Origin of the sequence: Enterobacter sp. BIDMC93, from assembly GCF_001037805.1 — a bacterium.
GTDB classification, from domain to species: domain Bacteria; phylum Pseudomonadota; class Gammaproteobacteria; order Enterobacterales; family Enterobacteriaceae; genus Enterobacter; species Enterobacter hormaechei_C.
This window is the reverse complement of sequence record NZ_KQ089962.1, coordinates 3285353-3305578: the sequence shown is the minus strand read 5'-3', so window position 1 is coordinate 3305578 and position 20226 is coordinate 3285353. Positions and strand designations below refer to the sequence as shown.

The following is a 20226-nucleotide window of genomic DNA, read 5'->3' as shown; positions in this document are numbered from 1 at the left end:
GTCCTGGAAATCCGTAGGGTTGTGGAACTTCACGTTAATGAACTTATTAAAATCGCTGGCGGCCGTCAGCTCGATGACCATGTTTTCCCGCGTGCTTGGCTTTGCGCGCGATGCCATTGTGGCTAGGGTTTTTGGCGCCGGGATGGCGACTGACGCCTTTTTCGTCGCCTTTAAGCTGCCAAACCTGCTGCGCCGTATTTTTGCCGAAGGGGCCTTTTCACAGGCATTTGTTCCGATCCTCGCAGAATATAAAAGCAAACAGGGCGAAGATGCCACCCGCGTCTTTGTGGCCTACGTTTCCGGATTACTGACGCTGGCGCTGGCGATCGTGACCGTCCTGGGGATGCTGGCAGCGCCCTGGGTGATCATGGTGACGGCGCCGGGTTTTGCTGACACAGCGGATAAATTTACCCTGACCACCCAACTGCTGCGTATAACCTTCCCCTATATTCTGCTGATTTCGCTGGCGTCGCTGGTGGGTGCCATCCTGAATACCTGGAACCGCTTCTCCGTTCCGGCCTTTGCCCCCACGTTCCTCAACGTCAGCATGATTGGCTTTGCGCTGTTCGCCGCGCCGCATTTTAACCCACCGGTGCTGGCGCTGGCCTGGGCCGTGACCGTCGGCGGCGTGTTACAGCTTGCTTACCAGCTTCCGCACCTGAAAAAGATCGGCATGCTGGTTCTGCCGCGCATTAATTTCAAAGATGCGGGCGCAATGCGCGTTATCAAACAGATGGGACCGGCGATACTCGGCGTGTCCGTTAGCCAGATCTCTCTGATCATCAATACCATCTTCGCCTCTTTCCTGGTGTCGGGCTCGGTGTCCTGGATGTACTACGCCGATCGTCTGATGGAGTTTCCATCCGGGGTGCTGGGCGTGGCGCTGGGGACTATTCTGCTGCCGTCGCTGTCGAAAAGTTTCGCCAGCGGCAACCACGATGAATACTGCCGCCTGATGGACTGGGGCCTGCGTCTCTGTTTTCTGCTGGCGCTGCCAAGCGCGGTGGCGCTGGGGATCCTGGCGAAACCGCTGACGGTGTCGTTGTTCCAGTATGGAAAGTTCACCGCCTTTGATGCCGCTATGACCCAGCGTGCGCTCGTAGCCTACTCGGTGGGGCTGATGGGGCTGATTGTCGTGAAGGTGCTTGCGCCCGGTTTCTATTCACGTCAGGACATCAAAACGCCGGTTAAGATTGCCATTGTGACGCTGATCATGACGCAGCTGATGAACCTGGCGTTTATTGGACCGCTGAAACACGCGGGGCTGTCATTGTCGATTGGTCTGGCGGCCTGTCTGAACGCCGGGCTGCTGTACTGGCAGCTGCGCAAGCAGGATATCTTCACACCGCAGCCGGGCTGGGCAAGCTTCCTGCTGCGTCTGGCGATTGCGGTAGTGGTGATGGCGGCCGCGCTGGTTGGCATGTTGTATGTCATGCCTGAGTGGGCGCAGGGCACCATGCCTTACCGCCTGATGCGTCTGATGGCCGTGGTGGTGGTCGGTGTGGTGGCGTACTTTGCCACGCTGGCGGTGCTTGGCTTCAAAGTGAAAGAGTTCACCCGCCGCACGGTATAAACGCCAAAAGGGGAGTTCACCAGAAGGTGCTCCCCGCTTCATGACGTGCCGCTACTGCGTCAAATCGAAATCTTTTTCCCACCCGTGATACGTGCCGTGGCCGTCTGACCATCCGCACCGTACAGCCCCGGCTCTTTATAGGGCTTTAACACTTCAAGCGCCTGCTGATTACGGATAATCTGTCCTTCCAGCAGCCAGCCGTTATGCTGGTTGAGATCGCGAAGATGCTGGGTTTTTTCTGTAATGGTCTGCCAGCGTTCGTTGATCTCATCATTGGCGCTGCGTTTCGCGTCTTGCTCAGCGCGTCGCTGTTTTTCCAGATAATCCAGGGTCGCCAGCAGCGAGCTTTTATCTTCAGTTATGCGTTGCAACGCGCTGCCGTTGATTTGACCAGAAGAGAGGTGGTGCTGTTCTGCATCCATCACCGTTTTCAGGTCGTTCAGGACCACCGTCATCTGATCCAGTATTTCTGACAGTCGACTCATACGGTTAGTTACTCTGGAGGAAACTCTGTGCGTCCTGAATCAGCGCATCAGCGATTTTGCTGGTATCCATTTTCAGTTCGCCGTTACGGATAGCCGTTTTCAGCGCTTCAACACGTTCCATATTGATATCGCTGCTGCCTGGCTGCATCAGCTTCGACTGCGCATCGCTCAGCGTGACGCTGGTGCTGTTAGCCGTCGACGTTTTTTCCAGACGCGTTTTTTGCGGGGCAGCCTCATTCGTTTCGCGAGGTTGTACAGTGCTAACCGGCTTCAGGGCTGATGTACGATCAATGCTCATAGTGTTGTCCTCATCGAGGGTTCGCGGCGTTTGCGCCTGACATCATCATTTGTTGAATATTTATCGGCAGTCGCCGCGAAATCTTTAAAAAGATTACAGGTTAATCAGAATATTCCCATCAGGACCGACCGTGCCGCTGACCACCTGGCCTGAGGACATTCTGACCCGGGCATTTTGCGCCACTGCGGCATTATTCAGCGCTTTTCCTTCACTGTTGATACTAAAGCCTTCGCCATTGGCGACCACCATCACCTGTTGTCCCGCTTTCACCCGCCACGCCTGGCGCAGCATGGATAGCTGTATCGCCTGTCCAGGAGCGACATCGCGCAGGCTGACCGCCTCCTGAGCCTGGTTGATATCCAGCATCGTCCGCGGTGGAAGCTGATCCAGACGGCCTCGCTTCAGCGTTACGCTGTCAGGTTGCAGCAGGCTGCCCCGGGGAATGGGAACGGCGGCGACAACATAATTGCCCGTCGCCTGAACCGCAACCTGTAAGTAGCGTTTTTCATTGGCGCAACGCGCCAGCACGTTCACGTTGCCCCATAAGCGGGTGCTGCCGGTCACGCTAAATGACGGGGCTTCGCAGGAAGGATAAAGGTTAGGCGGGGTGCGCACGGTCACGCGTACGTCATCGCTGAAACCGGCCAGCTTCTGCGCAAAGAATGCATTGAGCTGGTCCTCTAACCCCTCAGCCTGCACCAGAGGGCTTAAAAGCAGTAGGGTCGCCGCCAGGCCACGTTTAAAAGTCCGCATCGCACGTTCCACCATGTCCAGAATTTAGCAAATTCTACCCGCAGTGGTTTTCCATCAACGCAACAAATAGCGACGCATTTTGCGCTTATTCCGTCGATAGGGGAGACGGGGTGAGATTTAAGCTGTGAACTGAAATTTTCTCATCAGCGGAGGAGACATGCTCGATAAACTCGACGCCGCGTTACGTTTTCAGCAGGAAGCGCTCAATTTACGCGCCCAGCGGCAGGAGATTTTAGCCGCCAATATCGCCAACGCGGATACCCCCGGGTATCAGGCGCGCGATATTGATTTTTCCAGTGAACTCAAAAAAGTGATGGAGCGTGGACGTGCCGAAGGAACGGGTGTCTCACTGGCCCTGACATCCTCACGTCATATTCCCGCTCAGGCGATGACCGCGCCAACGACCGACCTGCTTTACCGTATTCCCGATCAGCCCTCACTTGATGGCAATACCGTCGACATGGACCGGGAGCGCACACAGTTTGCCGATAACAGCCTGCAATACCAGACAGGTCTGACGCTACTCGGCGGGCAAATTAAAGGCATGATGACCGTCCTACAGGGGGGCAATTAGTAAATGGCCTTGCTGAATATTTTTGATATCGCCGGTTCGGCATTAACGGCGCAGTCCAAACGACTGAACGTGGCCGCCAGTAACCTGGCCAACGCCGACAGCGTGACCGGCCCTGACGGGCAACCGTATCGCGCTAAACAGGTTGTCTTCCAGGTTGATGCTGCACCGGGTGCGGCAACGGGCGGCGTAAAAGTGGCGGACGTGGTTGAGAGCCAGGCACCCGACAAGCTGGTTTACGAGCCAGGCAACCCGCTCGCGGATGCCAGCGGCTACGTGAAAATGCCGAACGTGGATGTGGTCGGGGAGATGGTGAACTCCATGTCCGCGTCGCGTAGCTACCAGGCAAACGTCGAAGTGCTTAATACCGTGAAGAGCATGATGCTCAAAACACTCACTCTCGGCCAGTAAAGGAGACACGCATGTCCATCGCCGTAAACGTGAATGACCCGACAAATACCGGCGTCAACAGCACCAGCAGTGCGACCGGTTCCAGCTCTCTCACCGGGAGCAATGCCTCCGATTTACAGAGCAGTTTTCTGACCCTGCTGGTGGCGCAGCTGAAAAATCAGGACCCGACCAATCCGATGCAGAACAACGAACTGACCACGCAGCTTGCGCAGATCAGTACCGTCAGCGGCATTGAGAAACTGAACACCACGCTCGGCTCGGTCTCCGGTCAAATCGATAACAGCCAGTCCTTGCAGGCCGCCAACCTGATCGGTCACGGGGTGATGATTCCGGGGACCACGATTCTGGCGGGCACCAGCACTACCGATGGCACGTCCACCACCACCACGACGCCGTTTGGCGTTGAGTTGCAGCAGCCGGCCGACAAAGTCACCGCCACAATCAAAGACGCCAGCGGCAACGTGGTGCGCACGATTGAGATTGGCGAGCTTAAAGCGGGCGTTCATACCTTTACCTGGGATGGCAGCCTGACCGACGGCACTAAAGCGCCTAACGGCTCGTATCAGGTTGCGATTAGCGCCAGCAACGGCACCACTCAGCTGGTGGCTCAGCCGCTACAGTTTGCCCTGGTTCAGGGCGTCATCAAGGGTAGCGATGGCAACAAACTGGATTTGGGTACCTCCGGTACCACCACACTCGACGAAGTTCGGCAGATTATCTAAGCCTTAATACTTATCAGGAGTAAGTCATGGCCTTTTCTCAAGCGGTCAGCGGCCTGAATGCTGCGGCCACCAACCTGGACGTCATTGGCAACAACATCGCCAACTCCGCGACCTATGGTTTTAAATCCGGTTCTGCGTCTTTTGCAGATATGTTTGCAGGCTCTAAAGTGGGCCTGGGCGTGAAGGTTGCGGGTATCACCCAGGACTTCACCGACGGGACGACCACCAACACCGGTCGCGGTCTGGACGTCGCCATCAGCCAGAACGGTTTCTTCCGTATGGTGGATGCCAACGGTTCCGTGTTCTACAGCCGCAACGGCCAGTTCAAGCTGGATGAAAACCGTAACCTGGTGAACATGCAGGGGCTTCAGTTAACCGGTTATCCGGTTGCCGGCACGCCGCCTACGGTGCAAACCGGTGCGAATCCGCAGGCGATCTCCATCCCAACGACGCTGATGGCGGCGAAGTCCACCACCACGGCCTCTCAGCAGATCAACCTGAACTCCACCGATACCGCGCCAACCGTCGCCTTCGATCCGTCCAACCCTGACTCTTACAACAAGAAAGGCACCGTGACGGTGTTTGACAGCCAGGGTAATGCGCACAACATGAACCTGTTTTATGTCAAAACAGCTGACAACAAATGGGATGTGTATACCCAGGATGGAAGCGTAGCGGGTGCTTCTGCAAGAAAAGCAGCACAGATGAACTTCGACAGCAACGGTAACCTGGCGGGAGTTTACAACTACAATGCTGCTGGCGTAATAAGCGCTACGCCAAATGCCACCCCAGCTATCAATATCACTACAGGCACCATTAGCGGTGCGGATCCTGCCGTGTTCTCTCTGAGTTTCCAGAGCTCCATGCAGCAAAACACCGGTGCGAACAACATCGTGGCGACGAGCCAGAACGGCTATAAGCCGGGCGATCTGGTGAGCTACCAGATCAACGATGACGGTACCGTTGTCGGTAACTATTCGAACGAACAGACCCAGGTGCTGGGCCAGATCGTGCTGGCAAACTTCGCCAACAACGAAGGCCTGAAATCCGAAGGGGATAACGTCTGGTCTGCCACGCAGTCTTCCGGTGTTGCCCTGCTGGGTACCGCGGGTTCCGGTAACTTCGGCACGCTGACTAACGGCGCGCTGGAAGCCTCCAACGTCGATCTGAGTAAAGAGCTGGTGAACATGATCGTCGCGCAACGTAACTACCAGTCCAACGCGCAGACCATCAAAACCCAGGATCAGATCCTCAACACGCTGGTTAACCTGCGTTAAGCAGCTGACGGGAAAGCGCAATGGATCACGCAATATATACAGCGATGGGCGCAGCAAGCCAGACGCTCAATCAGCAGGCTGTTACCGCCAGCAACCTGGCAAACGCCTCCACGCCAGGTTTTCGTGCGCAGCTCAACGCGCTGCGTGCGGTGCCGGTAGAAGGTCTGTCATTGCCTACGCGTACGCTGGTCACCGCCTCCACGCCGGGCGCCGACATGACGCCAGGCCAGATGGATTACACCGCGCGTCCGCTGGACGTTGCCCTTCAGCAGGACGGCTGGCTGGCGGTGCAAACGGCGGACGGCGGGGAAGGGTATACCCGCAACGGTAATATCCAGGTAAGCGCCACCGGGCAGCTGACGATTCAGGGGCATCCGGTGATGGGCGAAGCCGGTCCGTTGACGGTGCCGGAAGGGTCCGAGCTGACCATTGCGGCAGACGGGACGATCTCGGCGTTAAACCCGGGCGACCCGGCGAACACCGTTGCGCCTGTCGGTCGTCTGAAGCTGGTGAAAGCGGAAGGCAACGAAGTGCAGCGTGGCGATGACGGGATGTTCCGTCTGACCCAGGCGGCGCAGGCCACGCGTGGCGCCACGTTACAGGCCGACCCGACCATCCGCGTGATGTCCGGCGTGCTGGAAGGCAGTAACGTCAAACCGGTGGAAGCCATGACCGACATGATCGCCAGCGCCCGCCGCTTCGAAATGCAGATGAAAATCATCAGCAGCGTCGATGAAAACGCAGGCAAGGCTAACCAACTTCTGGCTATGAGTTAACAGGACTCCCTATGATCAGTTCTTTATGGATCGCGAAAACCGGTCTGGACGCACAGCAAACCAATATGGATGTGATTGCCAACAACCTGGCAAACGTCAGCACCAATGGTTTCAAGCGCCAGCGTGCGGTTTTCGAAGATTTGCTTTATCAAACGATTCGTCAGCCAGGGGCGCAGTCTTCTGAGCAAACCACGCTGCCGTCCGGTCTGCAAATTGGTACCGGCGTGCGCCCGGTCGCCACCGAGCGTCTGCACAGCCAGGGCAACCTGTCCCAGACCAACAACAGTAAAGACGTTGCCATTAAAGGTCAGGGTTTCTTCCAGGTGCAGCTGCCTGACGGGACCTCCGCCTATACCCGCGATGGTTCGTTCCAGGTGGATCAGAACGGCCAGCTGGTGACGGCGGGCGGTTTCCAGGTTCAGCCTGCGATCACCATACCGGCGAACGCGCTGAGTATCACCATTGGTCGTGACGGCATCGTCAGCGTCACTCAGCAAGGTCAGGCCGCGCCGGTCCAGGTTGGACAGCTCAACCTGACCACCTTCATGAACGATACCGGACTGGAAAGCATCGGCGAGAACCTCTACACCGAAACGCAGTCTTCCGGCACGCCAAATGAAAGTACCCCGGGCCTGAACGGGGCGGGGCTGCTGTATCAGGGGTATGTGGAAACCTCGAACGTTAACGTGGCGGAAGAGCTGGTGAATATGATCCAGGTCCAGCGCGCCTATGAAATTAACAGTAAAGCAGTGTCGACGACCGACCAGATGCTGCAAAAACTGACGCAACTCTAAGGTGTAGCCCGGTGCGGTAAACGTCGCACCGGCTCCCTGTTTTCGAAGATGAAGGCAATGCAAAAAAACGCGGCGTTTCGTTATCCGATCCTGACTGTTCTGGCCGTCACCCTCAGCGGGTGTGCCTGGATCCCGTCTAAACCATTGGTACAGGGTGCGACTACCGCCCAACCCGTTCCCGGCCCCGCGCCGGTGGTGAACGGCTCTATTTTCCAGACCGCGCAGCCGATTAACTACGGTTATCAGCCGCTGTTTGAAGACCGTCGTCCGCGTAACGTTGGCGATACGCTGACCATTGTGTTGCAGGAAAACGTCAGTGCGAGTAAGAGCTCGTCGGCGAACGCCAGCCGCGATGGCAAAACCAATTTTGGCTTCGACACCGTGCCGCGCTATCTGCAAGGGCTGTTCGGCAACGCCCGTGCGGATGTGGAAGCCTCCGGCGGCAACACCTTTAACGGTAAAGGTGGTGCGAACGCCAGCAACACCTTCAGCGGAACGCTGACGGTTACGGTTGACCAGGTTCTGGTGAACGGCAACCTGCACGTGGTGGGCGAAAAACAGATCGCCATTAACCAGGGTACGGAATTCATTCGCTTCTCCGGTGTGGTTAACCCTCGCACCATCAGCGGCACCAATACCGTACCGTCCACCCAGGTGGCGGATGCGCGCATTGAGTACGTCGGCAACGGCTACATCAACGAAGCGCAAAATATGGGCTGGCTGCAACGCTTCTTCCTTAACTTATCGCCGATGTAAGCGAGGTGACCTATGTATAAATTTCTCTTCGCCGTGGCGCTGTCGCTGGTCGCTACCGTTGCGCAGGCCGATCGCATACGCGATCTCACCAGCGTGCAGGGCGTGCGCGAAAACTCCCTGATTGGCTACGGCCTGGTGGTGGGGCTGGATGGGACGGGTGACCAGACGACCCAGACGCCGTTCACCACCCAGAGCCTGAACAATATGCTCTCGCAGCTCGGTATTACCGTACCGGCCGGGACCAACATGCAGCTGAAAAACGTGGCGGCCGTGATGGTGACCGCGTCTTATCCGGCCTTTGCGCGTCAGGGGCAGACCATCGACGTGGTTGTCTCGTCGATGGGTAACGCCAAAAGCCTGCGCGGCGGTACGTTGCTGATGACGCCGCTGAAAGGCGTCGACAGCCAGGTGTATGCTCTGGCGCAGGGCAACATTCTGGTTGGCGGAGCAGGCGCGTCGGCGGGCGGCAGCAGCGTGCAGGTGAACCAGCTGAACGGGGGACGTATTACCAACGGCGCGATCATCGAACGTGAGCTGCCGACCCAGTTCGGCACCGGCAACACCATTAACCTGCAACTGAATAACGAAGACTTTACGATGGCGCAGCAGATCGCTGACACCATCAACCGCAGCCGGGGCTACGGCAGCGCCACCGCGCTGGATGCCCGTACCGTGCAGATCCGCACGTCAACCGGCAGCAGCAACCAGGTGCGGTTGTTGGCCGATATCCAGAATATGGAAGTGAACGTGCCGGTGCAGGATGCGAAAGTCATTATCAACTCCCGTACCGGCTCGGTGGTGATGAACCGCGAAGTGACGCTGGACAGCTGCGCCGTGGCGCAGGGCAATCTCTCCGTCACGGTTAACCGCTCGGCCAACGTCAGCCAACCGGATACCCCGTTTGGTGGCGGTCAGACGGTAGTGACCCCGCAAACGCAGATTGATTTGCGACAGAGCGGCGGTTCGTTGCAGAGCGTGCGCTCCAGCGCCAACCTGAACAGCGTGGTGCGTGCTCTGAATGCGCTGGGTGCAACGCCAATGGATCTGATGTCCATTCTGCAATCCATGCAAAGTGCAGGCTGCCTGCGCGCCAGACTGGAAATCATCTAAATGCTGACCGATAGCAAACTGTTGACCAGTGCCGCCTGGGATGCCCAGTCGCTCAACGAGCTGAAAACCAAAGCGGGCAAGGATCCGGCGGCGAATATCCGCCCGGTGGCCCGTCAGGTGGAAGGCATGTTCGTACAGATGATGTTGAAAAGCATGCGTGAAACCCTGCCGAAAGATGGCATGTTCAGCAGTGATTCCACGCGGCTTTACACCAGCATGTACGATCAGCAGATTGCCCAGCAAATGACCGCCGGAAAGGGGCTCGGCCTGGCGGATATGATTGTGAAGCAGACCGCAGCCGCTCAGGGGCTCCCGCCTGAAGAGGCCCCGCAGCAGGTGCCGCTGAAGTTTGATCTGGAAAAGGTGACCAGTTATCAAAATCAGGCGCTGACGCAGATGGTGCGTAAGGCGATGCCGAAACCGGCAGAAACGCGTGACGAGCCGCTCTCCGGCGACAGCAAAGACTTCCTGGCGCAGCTCTCCCTCCCGGCGCGTCTTGCCAGTGAAGAGAGCGGCGTGCCGCACCATCTGATTCTGGCGCAGGCGGCGCTGGAGTCGGGCTGGGGGCAACGTCAGATCCGCAGGGAGAACGGCGAGCCGAGCTTCAACATCTTTGGCGTGAAGGCCACCTCCAGCTGGAAAGGGCCGACCACGGAAATCACCACCACCGAATATGAGAACGGTGCGGCAGTGAAGGTGAAAGCCAAATTCCGCGTCTACAGCTCGTATCTGGAAGCGTTGTCGGATTATGTCGGGCTGCTGAGCCGGAATCCGCGCTACACCGCCGTGACCCAGGCCGCCACGCCAGAGCAGGGCGCTCAGGCATTGCAGAATGCTGGCTACGCGACCGATCCAAACTATGCGCGCAAGCTAACCAGCATGATCCAGCAGCTGAAATCCATGTCTGAGAAGGTCAGCAAAGCGTATAGCACAGATCTCGAAAATCTGTTCTGAAAGTTCTCAAGTCCCGGTGGAGGTTGCCGATAACCTTCATCAGGACTCGTGTCTGAACGTATAAAAGGAACCCCCATGTCCAGTTTGATTAACAGCGCCATGAGTGGCCTCAGTGCTGCGCAGTCGGCACTCAATACCGTCAGTAATAATATTTCAAGCTACAACGTGGCAGGTTATACCCGCCAGACCACCATTCTGGGGGCTTCAAACAGCACCCTGACCGGCGGTGGCTGGGTGGGTAACGGGGTCTATGTCTCCGGTGTTCAGCGTGAATATGATGCGTTTATCACCAACCAGCTGCGCGCGGCGCAGAACCAGAGCAGTGGGCTGACCACGCGCTACCAGCAGATGTCAAAAATTGACGACGTGCTTTCTGATACCACGAACTCGCTTTCTGCCAACCTCCAGGATTTCTTTAAAAGCCTGCAAACGCTGGTGAGTAACGCAGAAGATCCGGCTGCTCGCCAGACGGTACTCGGGAAGGCGGATGGTCTGGTAAACCAGTTTAAAACCAACGATCAATATCTCCGCGATCAGGATGCGCAGGTCAATACGGCGATTTCTACCAGCGTCGATCAGATCAATAACTACGCGAAACAGATTGCCAATCTTAACGATCAGATCTCCCGGCTGACTGGCGTCGGTGCGGGCGCATCCCCGAATGAACTGCTCGATCAGCGCGATCAGCTGGTGAGTGAACTGAACAAGATTGTCGGTGTGGACGTCACCGTACAGGACGGCGGCACCTACAACATCTCTATCGCCAACGGTTACACCCTGGTACAGGGCAGCAACGCCAGCCAGCTGGCGGCGGTGAAATCCAGTGCGGACCCAGCGCGCACAACAATTGCGTATGTGGATACCGCAGCGGGCAACGTGGAGATCTCAGAAAAACAGATCACCACGGGGTCGCTTGGGGGGCTGTTAACGTTCCGTTCTCAGGATCTGGATCAGGCGCGAAACACCCTTAACCAGATGGCGCTGGCGTTTGCGGATGCCATGAATACCCAGCACCAGGCTGGCTTTGATGCCAACGGGGATGCAGGCGGCAAGCTGTTTGATTTTGGCTCTCCGGCAGTGCTGAGTAACGGTAAAAACACCGGAAGCGCGTCCGTTACGGCCACGATGACGGACAGTACAAAGGTCCAGGCGACAAACTATAAAGTTGAGTACAACGGTACTGACTGGACAATCACGCGTCTGTCGGACAATACCAGCTTCACGGCCAAGCCTGACGCCAGCGGTAATCTGTCGTTTGATGGTCTCAACGTTAAGATTAGCGGCTCAGCCGATAATAAAGACAGTTTCATCGTCAAACCGGTGAATGACGTCATTGTGAATATGGACGTAGCGATCAGCGACGAATCCAAACTGGCGATGGCCTCCGCGAAAGGAAGCGGCGAAAGCGACAATACCAATGGCCAGAAGCTGCTGGATTTACAGAGCGCCAAATTGGTGGGAGGGAACAAAACCTTTAACGATGCTTATGCCGCGCTGGTCAGTACGGTGGGCAGCACCACGGCGTCGCTGAAAACCAGCAGCGAAACCAAAGTTAACGTGGTGACGCAGCTGACCAAACAACAGCAGTCAATCTCCGGGGTTAACCTGGATGAAGAGTATGGCAACCTGCAACGCTATCAGCAGTACTATCTGGCGAATGCGCAGGTGCTGCAAACGGCGAGCACGCTGTTTGATGCATTGATCAATATCCGCTAAGGCTGAGGCATAAAAAATGCGTATTAGTACTCAAATGATGTATGAGCAAAGCATGCGCGGCGTGACGAACTCCCAAAGTCTCTGGCTCAGCTACGGCGAGCAGATGTCTACGGGGAAGCGTATCAACCGTCCGTCTGACGATCCGATTGCCGCCTCGCAGGCCGTTGTGCTCTCTCAGGCTCAAACGCAAAACAGCCAGTATGCGCTGGCACGCTCCTTCGCTACGACGAAAGTCTCGCTGGAAGAGAACGTGTTATCGCAAGTGACAACCGCCATCCAGGCTGCTCAGGAAAAGATTGTCAATGCGGGCAACGGTACGTTAAGTGACGATGACCGCGCTTCGCTGGCCACGAACCTGCAAGGTATTCGCGATCAGCTCATGAACCTGGCTAACAGCACGGACGGTAACGGTCGCTATATTTTTTCCGGTTACAAGACCGAAGCGGCGGCTTTCGACCAGGCGACGGGTGATTATAAGGGCGGCGGAACGCCAATCAGCCAGCAGGTTGACTCCGCGCGCACGATGCAAATTAGCCATACGGGCACTGAAGTTTTCGATAGCTTCACCAGCAATGCCAAGCCAGAGTCAGATGGTAGTGCGCCGGAAACGAATTTGTTCAAGATCCTCGACTCCGCAATTGAAGCGCTGAATACGCCGATTGGGGAGGATGAAACGAAAGCCGAGGCGTTTACGGCGGCTATTGATAAAGCCAACCGTGGCCTGAGCAACTCCCTCAACAACGTGCTGACCGTGCGCGCTGACCTCGGCATCAAGCTGGATGAGCTGGGCAAGCTGGACGCTCTGGGTGAAGACCGCGCGCTGGGTCAGACGCAGCAGATGAGTAACCTGGTTGACGTGGACTGGAACTCGGTGATTTCGTCCTACACCATGCAGCAGGCGGCGTTGCAGGCCTCGTATAAAGCCTTTAGTGATATGCAGGGTATGTCTTTGTTCCAGATGAACAAATAAGACTCTGACCTGTTTGACATGTCTTGAAACTGGGCATGTTTTGACTGCCCAACCCGTCCGGGTTGGGCATTTTTTTTACACACTTTCTGCCTGTGCGGACAGCACCCGGGCGCTTTCAATCACTCTGATAGCCAGCGCAATGGCACCACACAGGGTTGCCAGAGCCACCACGCCAGACCAGCCTGCCAGCGTATAGATATTGCTGCCTAATGCCGAACCCAGCGCCATTCCGATGAAAATGACGGTAAACAGCAGGGCGTTCAGGCGTCCGCGGGCCTGCGGCTCAAGGCTGTAGACCAGGTTCTGGTGGGCCACGAGGCTGGACTGCAAGCCGAGATCGAAACCGACCGCGGAGAGGGCAATCAGGATCAACTGACCGTGTACACCCAGTGCCGGCATCATGAACATCAGGGCAAACGAGAGGGTCACCAGCGCGGCACCCAGCTGGGTCACTTTACCGGCGCCCAGCTTATCTGCCAGACCCCCTGCCAGCGGTGCAGCCAGCGCACCAGCGGCTCCGGCAATACCAAATCCACCCGCTATGGCACTGCCAAGATGATACCGTTCCAGCAGCATGACCGCCAGCGTTGACCAGAATGCGCTAAAGGCAATCGACAGAAAGCCCTGGGCCAGCGCGGCCCGACGCAGCGCCGGATAGCGGCGCCAGAGGTGTTCCATGGAGCGCATCAGCGCCGGGTAGCTCAGCGTGGAGTGAACGGCGAAGCGGGGAAGCACGGCCCACATCACCACGCCGATAAAGGCAATACTTGCGGCGGCCAGCTGATACATCACCCGCCAGCCAAAGGCCTCACCCACCACGCCGCTCACGCTTCTGGAGAGCAAAATCCCCAGCAGCAGGCCGGTCATCACCGTGCCGACCGTTTTTCCCTGTTTACCTTCCGGCGCGAGGATCGCTGCGGCCGGGACAATATCCTGCGCCATGGTGGCGGCCATGCCAATCAGCAGGCTGGTGAGCAGCAGGGAGTGCAGTTGTCCGGTCAGGCTACAACCCAGCAGGAACAGCGCCAGGGCCGCACTTTTTATCAGGATCAGCGTTCTGCGGTCATGACGATCGCCGAGCGGGAGCAGAAACAGGATGCCCAGGGCATAACCCGCCTGGGTGAGCGTCGGGACCATGCCCATGCCTTCGATGCTCAGATGCAGGTCTGAGCCCATCAGCGGCAGCAGAGGCTGGGCATAATAGATGGATGCCACGCTAAAGCCCGCACCGAGCGCCAGCATTAAGATTACCCAGCGGCTTACGGCCCGGGTGGTGGTTGTGTTCATAAGATGTTCCTCATTCGTTGTGTGCGGCTATTTTTTATCAGTACGCCTTGCGACGGTAGCGGGCGCGGTGGTAAAACGCTTATACGTACGGCGTATGGGTAAAAATGGTATGAAAAGGTCTGAGCGTATAGATCGGGTAGAACTGATGCGAACGTTTGTTCGCATTGTGGAGGCGGGGTCTCTTTCTGCGGCGGCACGTCAGCTGGCAACAACCCAGGCCACGGTGAGCCGACGGTTGCAGTCGCTTGAGACCATGCTGGGAGTACGCCTGATGCTGCGCACAACCCATACGACCCGGCTGACCGATGACGGCGAACGCTGCTATCAGCATGCCCGACGGGTGATTGACAGCTGGCTGGCGCTAGAAGACGAGGTAGGGCAGACGGAAGATGAACCGGTTGGGGTGCTGAGGGTGCGCGCCCCGCACGCGTTTGGCCAGGATCAGCTTCTGAAACCGTTAACCGAATTTTTACAGCGCTATCCCCAGCTTTCTGTTGAGTGGATGCTCAACGATCGCTCGGTTGATTTCCTCGGCGACAACCTTGACTGTGCTATTCGGGTGGGTGTGGAAGTCGATCCGGCAACCGTGTCCGTGCTGCTGGCTGAAGTGCCGCACTCGGTGGTGGCTTCACCGGAATTACTGGCCCGTTATCCCGCGGTTAAAACGCCGGAAGATTTGCAGCAGCTTCCCTGGATTGCCATCAGCTCTTTTTATCAACGCCATGTGGAGCTTTTCCACGATGCATCATCTGCCCCGGCGCGGGTTACCATTACGCCACGCCTGAGTACCGACAGCCTGTATGTGGCGCGCAATACGGCACTCACCGGGCTGGGCGTGGCGGTGGTATCCAGCTGGACAGTACAGGATGATATTCAGGAAGGAAGACTGGTGCATCTACTGCCAGAGTGGCAGCCGGCAGCGTTACCGGTACATCTGGTTTACCCCTGGTCTCGTTATTATCCGGCGCGCTTGCGGCGTTTTCTGGAGCTGATGCGGCAGATAATGCCGGAGGTCACCGGAATGAGAAAGCCCCTGCAACAGCCATAAAAAAGCCGACCCGAAGGTCGGCTTTCAGTCTTAGCGTGCGTTATTCAACAGGCTGAGGACGAGTAGCTGGCGCAGTAGCCATGTGCGTTGCACTGTGACCACCGGCAGCACCTTTGCCTTCGAAGTTGAATGCCGGACGAACCCAGTCGCTATGGCGTGGCGCTTCAGGTACATACTCAGGTGCCGGGGCGCGAGTCATCGGCGCGGTAGCAACGTGAGCAGGCGCTGGAGCGGCAACGACCTCAACCGGCTCGGATTTCACTTCAGCCTCTTTGACCTCTTCGACAACAGGCTCAACCTGAATCTCGACGTCCTGAACAACCTCTTCCGTCACCGTTTCGACGGCAACGTCTGCGGGCTCTTCTGCTGTGGAGACTGGTTCAGCTTCCTCCGCGACTTCTTCAGCCACCACGGTATCTTCTTCGGCAATGATCTGCGGGGCGGCATCAACCGGCGCAGCAATCACTTCAGGATGGGTCGTTTCAACTTCCACAGCCTGCGGTGCCGCCGTGTCAACAACCTGCGGTTCAACCACGGTTGCCGCTTCAGTCACGACGTCTTCCACCGCTGCTACCGGTGCAATCACCTCTTCGGTCACAGCCTGTTCTTCAACAGCCTGCTCCGGGCGAGCAACCGGATAACGGATCCAGACTTTACCGGATGCCATCTCAGGTGACGCGCACGCCACGGTCAGCGGCATTGGCGACTGAGTCGGGTAACGCTCGTCACGGTAGCGACGACGACGCTGGCCGCTCACGCGCAGGTGACGCGGAGAACGACGGGAGCGACGCGGCATACCTGCGTTGTCACGGTTTTCGCTGCTTTCGTCCTGCTCAACCTGATTTTCCACTACGGCTGGCAGGTCAACTTTTGCAACCTGGGTACCCGTTGTGCTTTCTGCTGCTTCAACCGCGATAACGTCGTTTTCTTCCGTCTGAACAGCACCCACACGTACTTTCTGGGTCAGCTGACGCTGCTTACGACGCGGCATAACCTGAGTACGCTCTTCCTGCTCCGTGTCCTGCTGTTCAACAGGCGCTTCGCGGTTCAGGTTTTTGACTTCCTGCTGGGCCTGGCGTTTCTCGTCGTTACGACGACGGTTACGCTCGCGGCGAGGTTGCTGCTCGTCACGCTGTTTGCTCTTCTCGGACTCATCGCCCGCCTGCTGGCGAATCTCACGATCTTCAACGTTCTGCTGTTGCTTCTCGCGACGGTTGCGACGGTTGTCCTCGCGTTGTTCACGACCTTCGTTGTTCTCGGAACGATTATCACGGCGCTCGTTACGATCGCTACGGTCGTTGCGGTCATTACGATCGCGACGATTGTTCTGACGCTTACGACGGTCCTGCTGACGCTCTGGTTTCGCTTCTTTTGGCGCTTCTTTCGGCTGCTCAGGCTGAACTTCTTCGCCAGCAAATATTTTTTTCAACGCGCCGAAGATGCGGCTCAGGAGACCCGGCTGCTCAGGCTGCGCTTTTGGCGCGGCAGGGGCCGCCTTTTGCACGGCAGGTTTTGCCGCTGGTTTTTCCAGCGTCGCTTCCGGCGGGGCTTCCGGCATGATGAAGGTTGCTAATGCAGGCTGCTCAGGCAGTTTACGCTCGGCAGGCTCTTCATCCGATGGCAGCGCCATTTCTTCTTCATGCAGCTTCGGCAGCAGGTAGCTGAGGGTGCTTGTCTCTTCGCCTTTACGCACGCGCAGCACGTGATAGTGCGGGGTTTGCATCTCGTCGTTTGGCACGATGATGCAGCGAACACCGCCCTGACGCGCTTCGATTGCGCTTACCGCTGCACGTTTTTCGTTCAGCAGGTAGGAGGCAATCGGCACCGGAACGATGGCGTGAACCTCTTTGGTGTTCTCTTTCAGCGCTTCTTCTTCAATCAGACGCAGAATAGAGAGGGAGAGCGATTCATTGTCACGCACGGTACCCGTACCGGAACAGCGCGGGCAGACGTGATGGCTGGACTCGCCGAGTGACGGGCTCAGACGCTGACGGGACATTTCCAGCAGGCCGAAGCGCGAGATATGGCTAATCTGGATACGTGCGCGATCCTGGCGCACCGCTTCACGCAGACGGTTTTCAACCGCACGCTGGTGGCGAACCGGGGTCATGTCGATGAAGTCGATAACAATCAGACCACCCAGGTCGCGCAGGCGGAGCTGGCGGGCGATTTCATCAGCGGCTTCAAGGTTGGTGTTGAAGGCGGTCTCTTCGATGTCGCCGCCGCGGGTTGCACGCGCGGAGTTGATGTCGATAGCGGTCAGCGCTTCGGTGGTATCAATTACGATAGAACCGCCGGACGGCAGACGCACTTCACGCTGGAAGGCAGACTCGATCTGGGATTCGATCTGATAGTGGCTGAACAGCGGGATTTCACCGGTGTACAGTTTAATTTTGCTGGTGAAATCCGGGCGACCCAGCGCGGCGATGTGCTGGCGAGCCAGCTCAAGCACTTTCGGGTTATCAATCAGAATTTCACCGATGTCCTGACGCAGATAATCACGGAAGGCACGCACAATAACGTTGCTTTCCTGGTGGATCAGGAACGGAGCAGGACGGCTCTCAGCCGCTTTCTTGATGGCTTCCCAGTGCTTCAGACGGAAGCTCAGGTCCCACTGCAACGCTTCGGCAGATTTGCCGACGCCTGCGGTGCGCACGATAAGGCCCATGCCGTCTGGCAGCTCGAGACTTGCCAGCGCTTCTTTCAGCTCGGTACGGTCATCGCCTTCGATACGGCGAGAGATGCCACCCGCACGCGGGTTGTTTGGCATCAATACCAGATAGCTTCCTGCCAGACTGATAAAGGTGGTCAGTGCGGCGCCTTTGTTGCCACGCTCTTCTTTATCGATCTGGACGATAACTTCCTGACCTTCACGCAGAACATCTTTAATGTTCGGACGGCCATGGGAGTTGTAGTTTGCAGGAAAATATTCGCGGGCGATTTCTTTAAGAGGAAGGAAACCGTGACGCTCAGCACCGTAATCGACAAATGCAGCTTCAAGGCTTGGTTCAATGCGGGTGATTTTGCCTTTGTAAATGTTCGCTTTTTTCTGTTCGTGTCCAGGACTTTCGATATCCAGATCGTACAGGCGCTGCCCATCCACAAGGGCGACACGCAACTCTTCTTGCTGAGTTGCGTTGATTAACATTCTTTTCATCGTAACTTACTCGTTATTCTTACATTGACGACAAAGCTGCGGGCAAGGTGACGCTTTCCGGGGTATGAACCGATGGCCTCGTGTCTATTCACGTCGCCAACCTCACGGTTGTCGCTCGCTTAAGAGGCGCAGAGTGTCGGTTGCCTGTGTTTCATACGGAAACACAGCGCAATTATCAGGGGAATTGCCTGGGAAAACTCTCCAGAGAACAATCCTTATACCGGGAAGTACTGCAACCCGCAGCCCGCTAACTGCCTGAAAGATCAATACGTCTTACGCCATTGCTGCGTGGATGATCGGTCAGACAAAATTGGTCATTCCGTCGACATCCTTACAAAACCCGGATTTAACGCGGAAAACGGATTCATTATTCCACTGCTCGCCGGGTTATAGCAAGATGACTTTTACCAATTATCACCCGGTTACTCACAGTTTCTTCACTTCAACGGGGTGATTGGTTTAATAACCACCAAATCGATTGCGCGAAAGGGGAGTGGTCCGGATAAAAGTAAATATAAGCATAGAAAAATGAGTGGCGCTAATGTCTGACGCTATTTAGAATCGCCAACCATGAAAACAGAGACTCCAGCCGTAAAAATGGTTGCCATCGCCGACGACGAGGCGGGGCAACGTATCGATAATTTTTTGCGCACCCAGTTGAAGGGCGTGCCAAAAAGTATGATTTATCGCATCTTGCGTAAGGGCGAGGTGCGGGTGAACAAAAAACGCGTGAAGCCAGAGTATAAGCTCGAGGCGGGCGATGAAGTCCGGATCCCACCGGTACGTGTTGCAGAGCGTGAAGAAGAGGTCGTTTCTCCGAAGCTGCAAAAAGTCGCGGCCCTGAGCGACGTTATCCTTTATGAGGACGACCACATTCTGGTGCTGAATAAACCGTCCGGAACGGCGGTACACGGGGGGAGCGGTCTGAGCTTCGGCGTGATTGAAGGGTTACGCGCGCTGCGCCCGGAAGCGCGTTTCCTCGAACTGGTTCACCGTCTTGACCGCGATACCTCTGGCGTGCTGCTGGTGGCGAAAAAACGTTCTGCGCTGCGTTCACTGCATGAACAGCTGCGCGAAAAAGGGATGCAGAAAGATTACCTGGCGCTGGTGCGCGGCCAGTGGCAGTCCCACGTGAAAGTGGTGCAGGCGCCGCTGCTGAAAAATATTCTGCAAAGCGGCGAGCGCATTGTTCGTGTTAATCAGGAAGGGAAACCGTCTGAGACGCGCTTTAAAGTTGAAGAGCGCTACGAATTCGCCACGCTGGTGCGCTGTAGTCCGGTGACGGGGCGTACCCACCAGATTCGCGTCCATACCCAGTTTGCGGGCCATCCGATTGCGTTTGATGACCGCTATGGCGATCGCGAATTTGATAAGCAGCTGGCGGGAACAGGGCTGTCGCGTCTGTTCCTGCACGCGGCAGCGCTGAAATTTACCCATCCTAATACCGGCGAAGTTATCCGTATTGAAGCGCCGCTGGATGAGCAGCTCAAACGCTGTCTGAAAGTTCTGCGCGGCTAAGGTAAATGTAAAACGGCAATGTATATTGCCGTTTTTTATGTTTGCCCCCT

19 protein-coding genes are annotated in these 20226 nt (G+C 56.9%); 14 read left to right on the top strand and 5 right to left on the bottom strand.

The features are described from left to right. Positions 1-37: 37 nt before the first annotated feature. Positions 38-1573 carry a murein biosynthesis integral membrane protein MurJ gene (gene murJ, locus SK58_RS15470; protein ID WP_023303424.1) on the top strand — a complete coding sequence of 512 codons (1536 nt, stop codon included), beginning with the start codon at positions 38-40 and terminating at the stop codon, positions 1571-1573. A 59-nt stretch (positions 1574-1632) separates the two neighbouring features. Here the strand turns inward: murJ and flgN are convergent, their stop codons facing one another. The 3 genes from flgN to flgA form a co-directional block, all read right to left on the bottom strand. Further along, positions 1633-2058, bottom strand: a complete 426-nt coding sequence (flgN, locus tag SK58_RS15465) for a flagella biosynthesis chaperone FlgN (protein WP_003858003.1) — start codon at positions 2056-2058, stop codon at positions 1633-1635. 4 nt (positions 2059-2062) lie between these two features. Beyond that, the gene (flgM, locus tag SK58_RS15460; RefSeq protein ID WP_003858002.1) at positions 2063-2356 is read right to left on the bottom strand and encodes a flagellar biosynthesis anti-sigma factor FlgM; all 294 of its coding nucleotides are present in this window, start codon (positions 2354-2356) and stop codon (positions 2063-2065) included. Between the two features lie 93 nt (positions 2357-2449). Continuing rightward, positions 2450-3109: a flagellar basal body P-ring formation chaperone FlgA gene (gene flgA / locus SK58_RS15455; RefSeq protein ID WP_023296301.1), complete on the bottom strand. Its 660-nt coding sequence runs from the start codon at positions 3107-3109 to the stop codon at positions 2450-2452. A 157-nt stretch (positions 3110-3266) separates the two neighbouring features. Between flgA and flgB the strand changes: the two genes are divergently transcribed. The 11 genes from flgB to flgL all read left to right on the top strand — a co-directional run bounded on the left by flgB (position 3267) and on the right by flgL (position 13166). Beyond that, positions 3267-3683, top strand: coding sequence for a flagellar basal body rod protein FlgB (gene flgB / locus SK58_RS15450; RefSeq protein ID WP_003857999.1), 417 nt, complete (start codon positions 3267-3269; stop codon positions 3681-3683). A 3-nt stretch (positions 3684-3686) separates the two neighbouring features. Further along, a complete protein-coding gene (gene flgC / locus SK58_RS15445; RefSeq protein ID WP_003857997.1) occupies positions 3687-4091 on the top strand; it encodes a flagellar basal body rod protein FlgC in 405 nt (134 codons plus the stop codon). Positions 4092-4102: 11 nt separating this feature from the next. Beyond that, positions 4103-4813: a flagellar hook assembly protein FlgD gene (gene flgD / locus SK58_RS15440; RefSeq protein WP_003857994.1), complete on the top strand. Its 711-nt coding sequence runs from the start codon at positions 4103-4105 to the stop codon at positions 4811-4813. Between the two features lie 26 nt (positions 4814-4839). Beyond that, positions 4840-6090 (top strand): flagellar hook protein FlgE, encoded by a 1251-nt coding sequence (flgE, locus tag SK58_RS15435; RefSeq protein ID WP_045615689.1) that lies wholly within the window; start codon positions 4840-4842, stop codon positions 6088-6090. 20 nt (positions 6091-6110) lie between these two features. Then, positions 6111-6866 carry a flagellar basal body rod protein FlgF gene (locus SK58_RS15430; protein ID WP_003857990.1) on the top strand — a complete coding sequence of 252 codons (756 nt, stop codon included), beginning with the start codon at positions 6111-6113 and terminating at the stop codon, positions 6864-6866. Positions 6867-6877: 11 nt separating this feature from the next. After that, positions 6878-7660, top strand: coding sequence for a flagellar basal-body rod protein FlgG (gene flgG, locus SK58_RS15425; RefSeq protein ID WP_000625853.1), 783 nt, complete (start codon positions 6878-6880; stop codon positions 7658-7660). 57 nt (positions 7661-7717) lie between these two features. Continuing rightward, entirely contained in the window at positions 7718-8416 is a 699-nt protein-coding gene (gene flgH / locus SK58_RS15420) for a flagellar basal body L-ring protein FlgH (RefSeq protein WP_003857987.1), read from the top strand. A gap of 12 nt (positions 8417-8428) precedes the next feature. Beyond that, a complete protein-coding gene (locus tag SK58_RS15415) occupies positions 8429-9526 on the top strand; it encodes a flagellar basal body P-ring protein FlgI (RefSeq protein ID WP_017384733.1) in 1098 nt (365 codons plus the stop codon). Then, positions 9527-10480, top strand: coding sequence for a flagellar assembly peptidoglycan hydrolase FlgJ (gene flgJ, locus SK58_RS15410; RefSeq protein WP_032104080.1), 954 nt, complete (start codon positions 9527-9529; stop codon positions 10478-10480). A gap of 75 nt (positions 10481-10555) precedes the next feature. Next, positions 10556-12196, top strand: coding sequence for a flagellar hook-associated protein FlgK (gene flgK / locus SK58_RS15405; RefSeq protein WP_047729163.1), 1641 nt, complete (start codon positions 10556-10558; stop codon positions 12194-12196). Between the two features lie 16 nt (positions 12197-12212). Next, on the top strand, positions 12213-13166 hold the full coding sequence (flgL, locus tag SK58_RS15400) for a flagellar hook-associated protein FlgL (protein WP_048220179.1): 954 nt from the start codon (positions 12213-12215) through the stop codon (positions 13164-13166). A 75-nt stretch (positions 13167-13241) separates the two neighbouring features. Here flgL and SK58_RS15395 read toward each other — a convergent pair whose 3' ends face one another. Continuing rightward, the gene (locus SK58_RS15395) at positions 13242-14453 is read right to left on the bottom strand and encodes an MFS transporter (protein ID WP_048220178.1); all 1212 of its coding nucleotides are present in this window, start codon (positions 14451-14453) and stop codon (positions 13242-13244) included. A gap of 94 nt (positions 14454-14547) precedes the next feature. On the opposite strand from SK58_RS15395, the gene SK58_RS15390 reads away from it, so the two are divergent. Next, a complete protein-coding gene (locus SK58_RS15390; RefSeq protein ID WP_048220177.1) occupies positions 14548-15501 on the top strand; it encodes a LysR family transcriptional regulator in 954 nt (317 codons plus the stop codon). Between the two features lie 40 nt (positions 15502-15541). Here the strand turns inward: SK58_RS15390 and rne are convergent, their stop codons facing one another. After that, positions 15542-18658, bottom strand: coding sequence for a ribonuclease E (gene rne, locus SK58_RS15385; protein WP_048220176.1), 3117 nt, complete (start codon positions 18656-18658; stop codon positions 15542-15544). Positions 18659-19228: 570 nt separating this feature from the next. Here rne and rluC point away from each other — a divergent pair. Further along, positions 19229-20176, top strand: coding sequence for a 23S rRNA pseudouridine(955/2504/2580) synthase RluC (gene rluC, locus SK58_RS15380; RefSeq protein WP_003857970.1), 948 nt, complete (start codon positions 19229-19231; stop codon positions 20174-20176). Positions 20177-20226 lie beyond the last annotated feature (50 nt).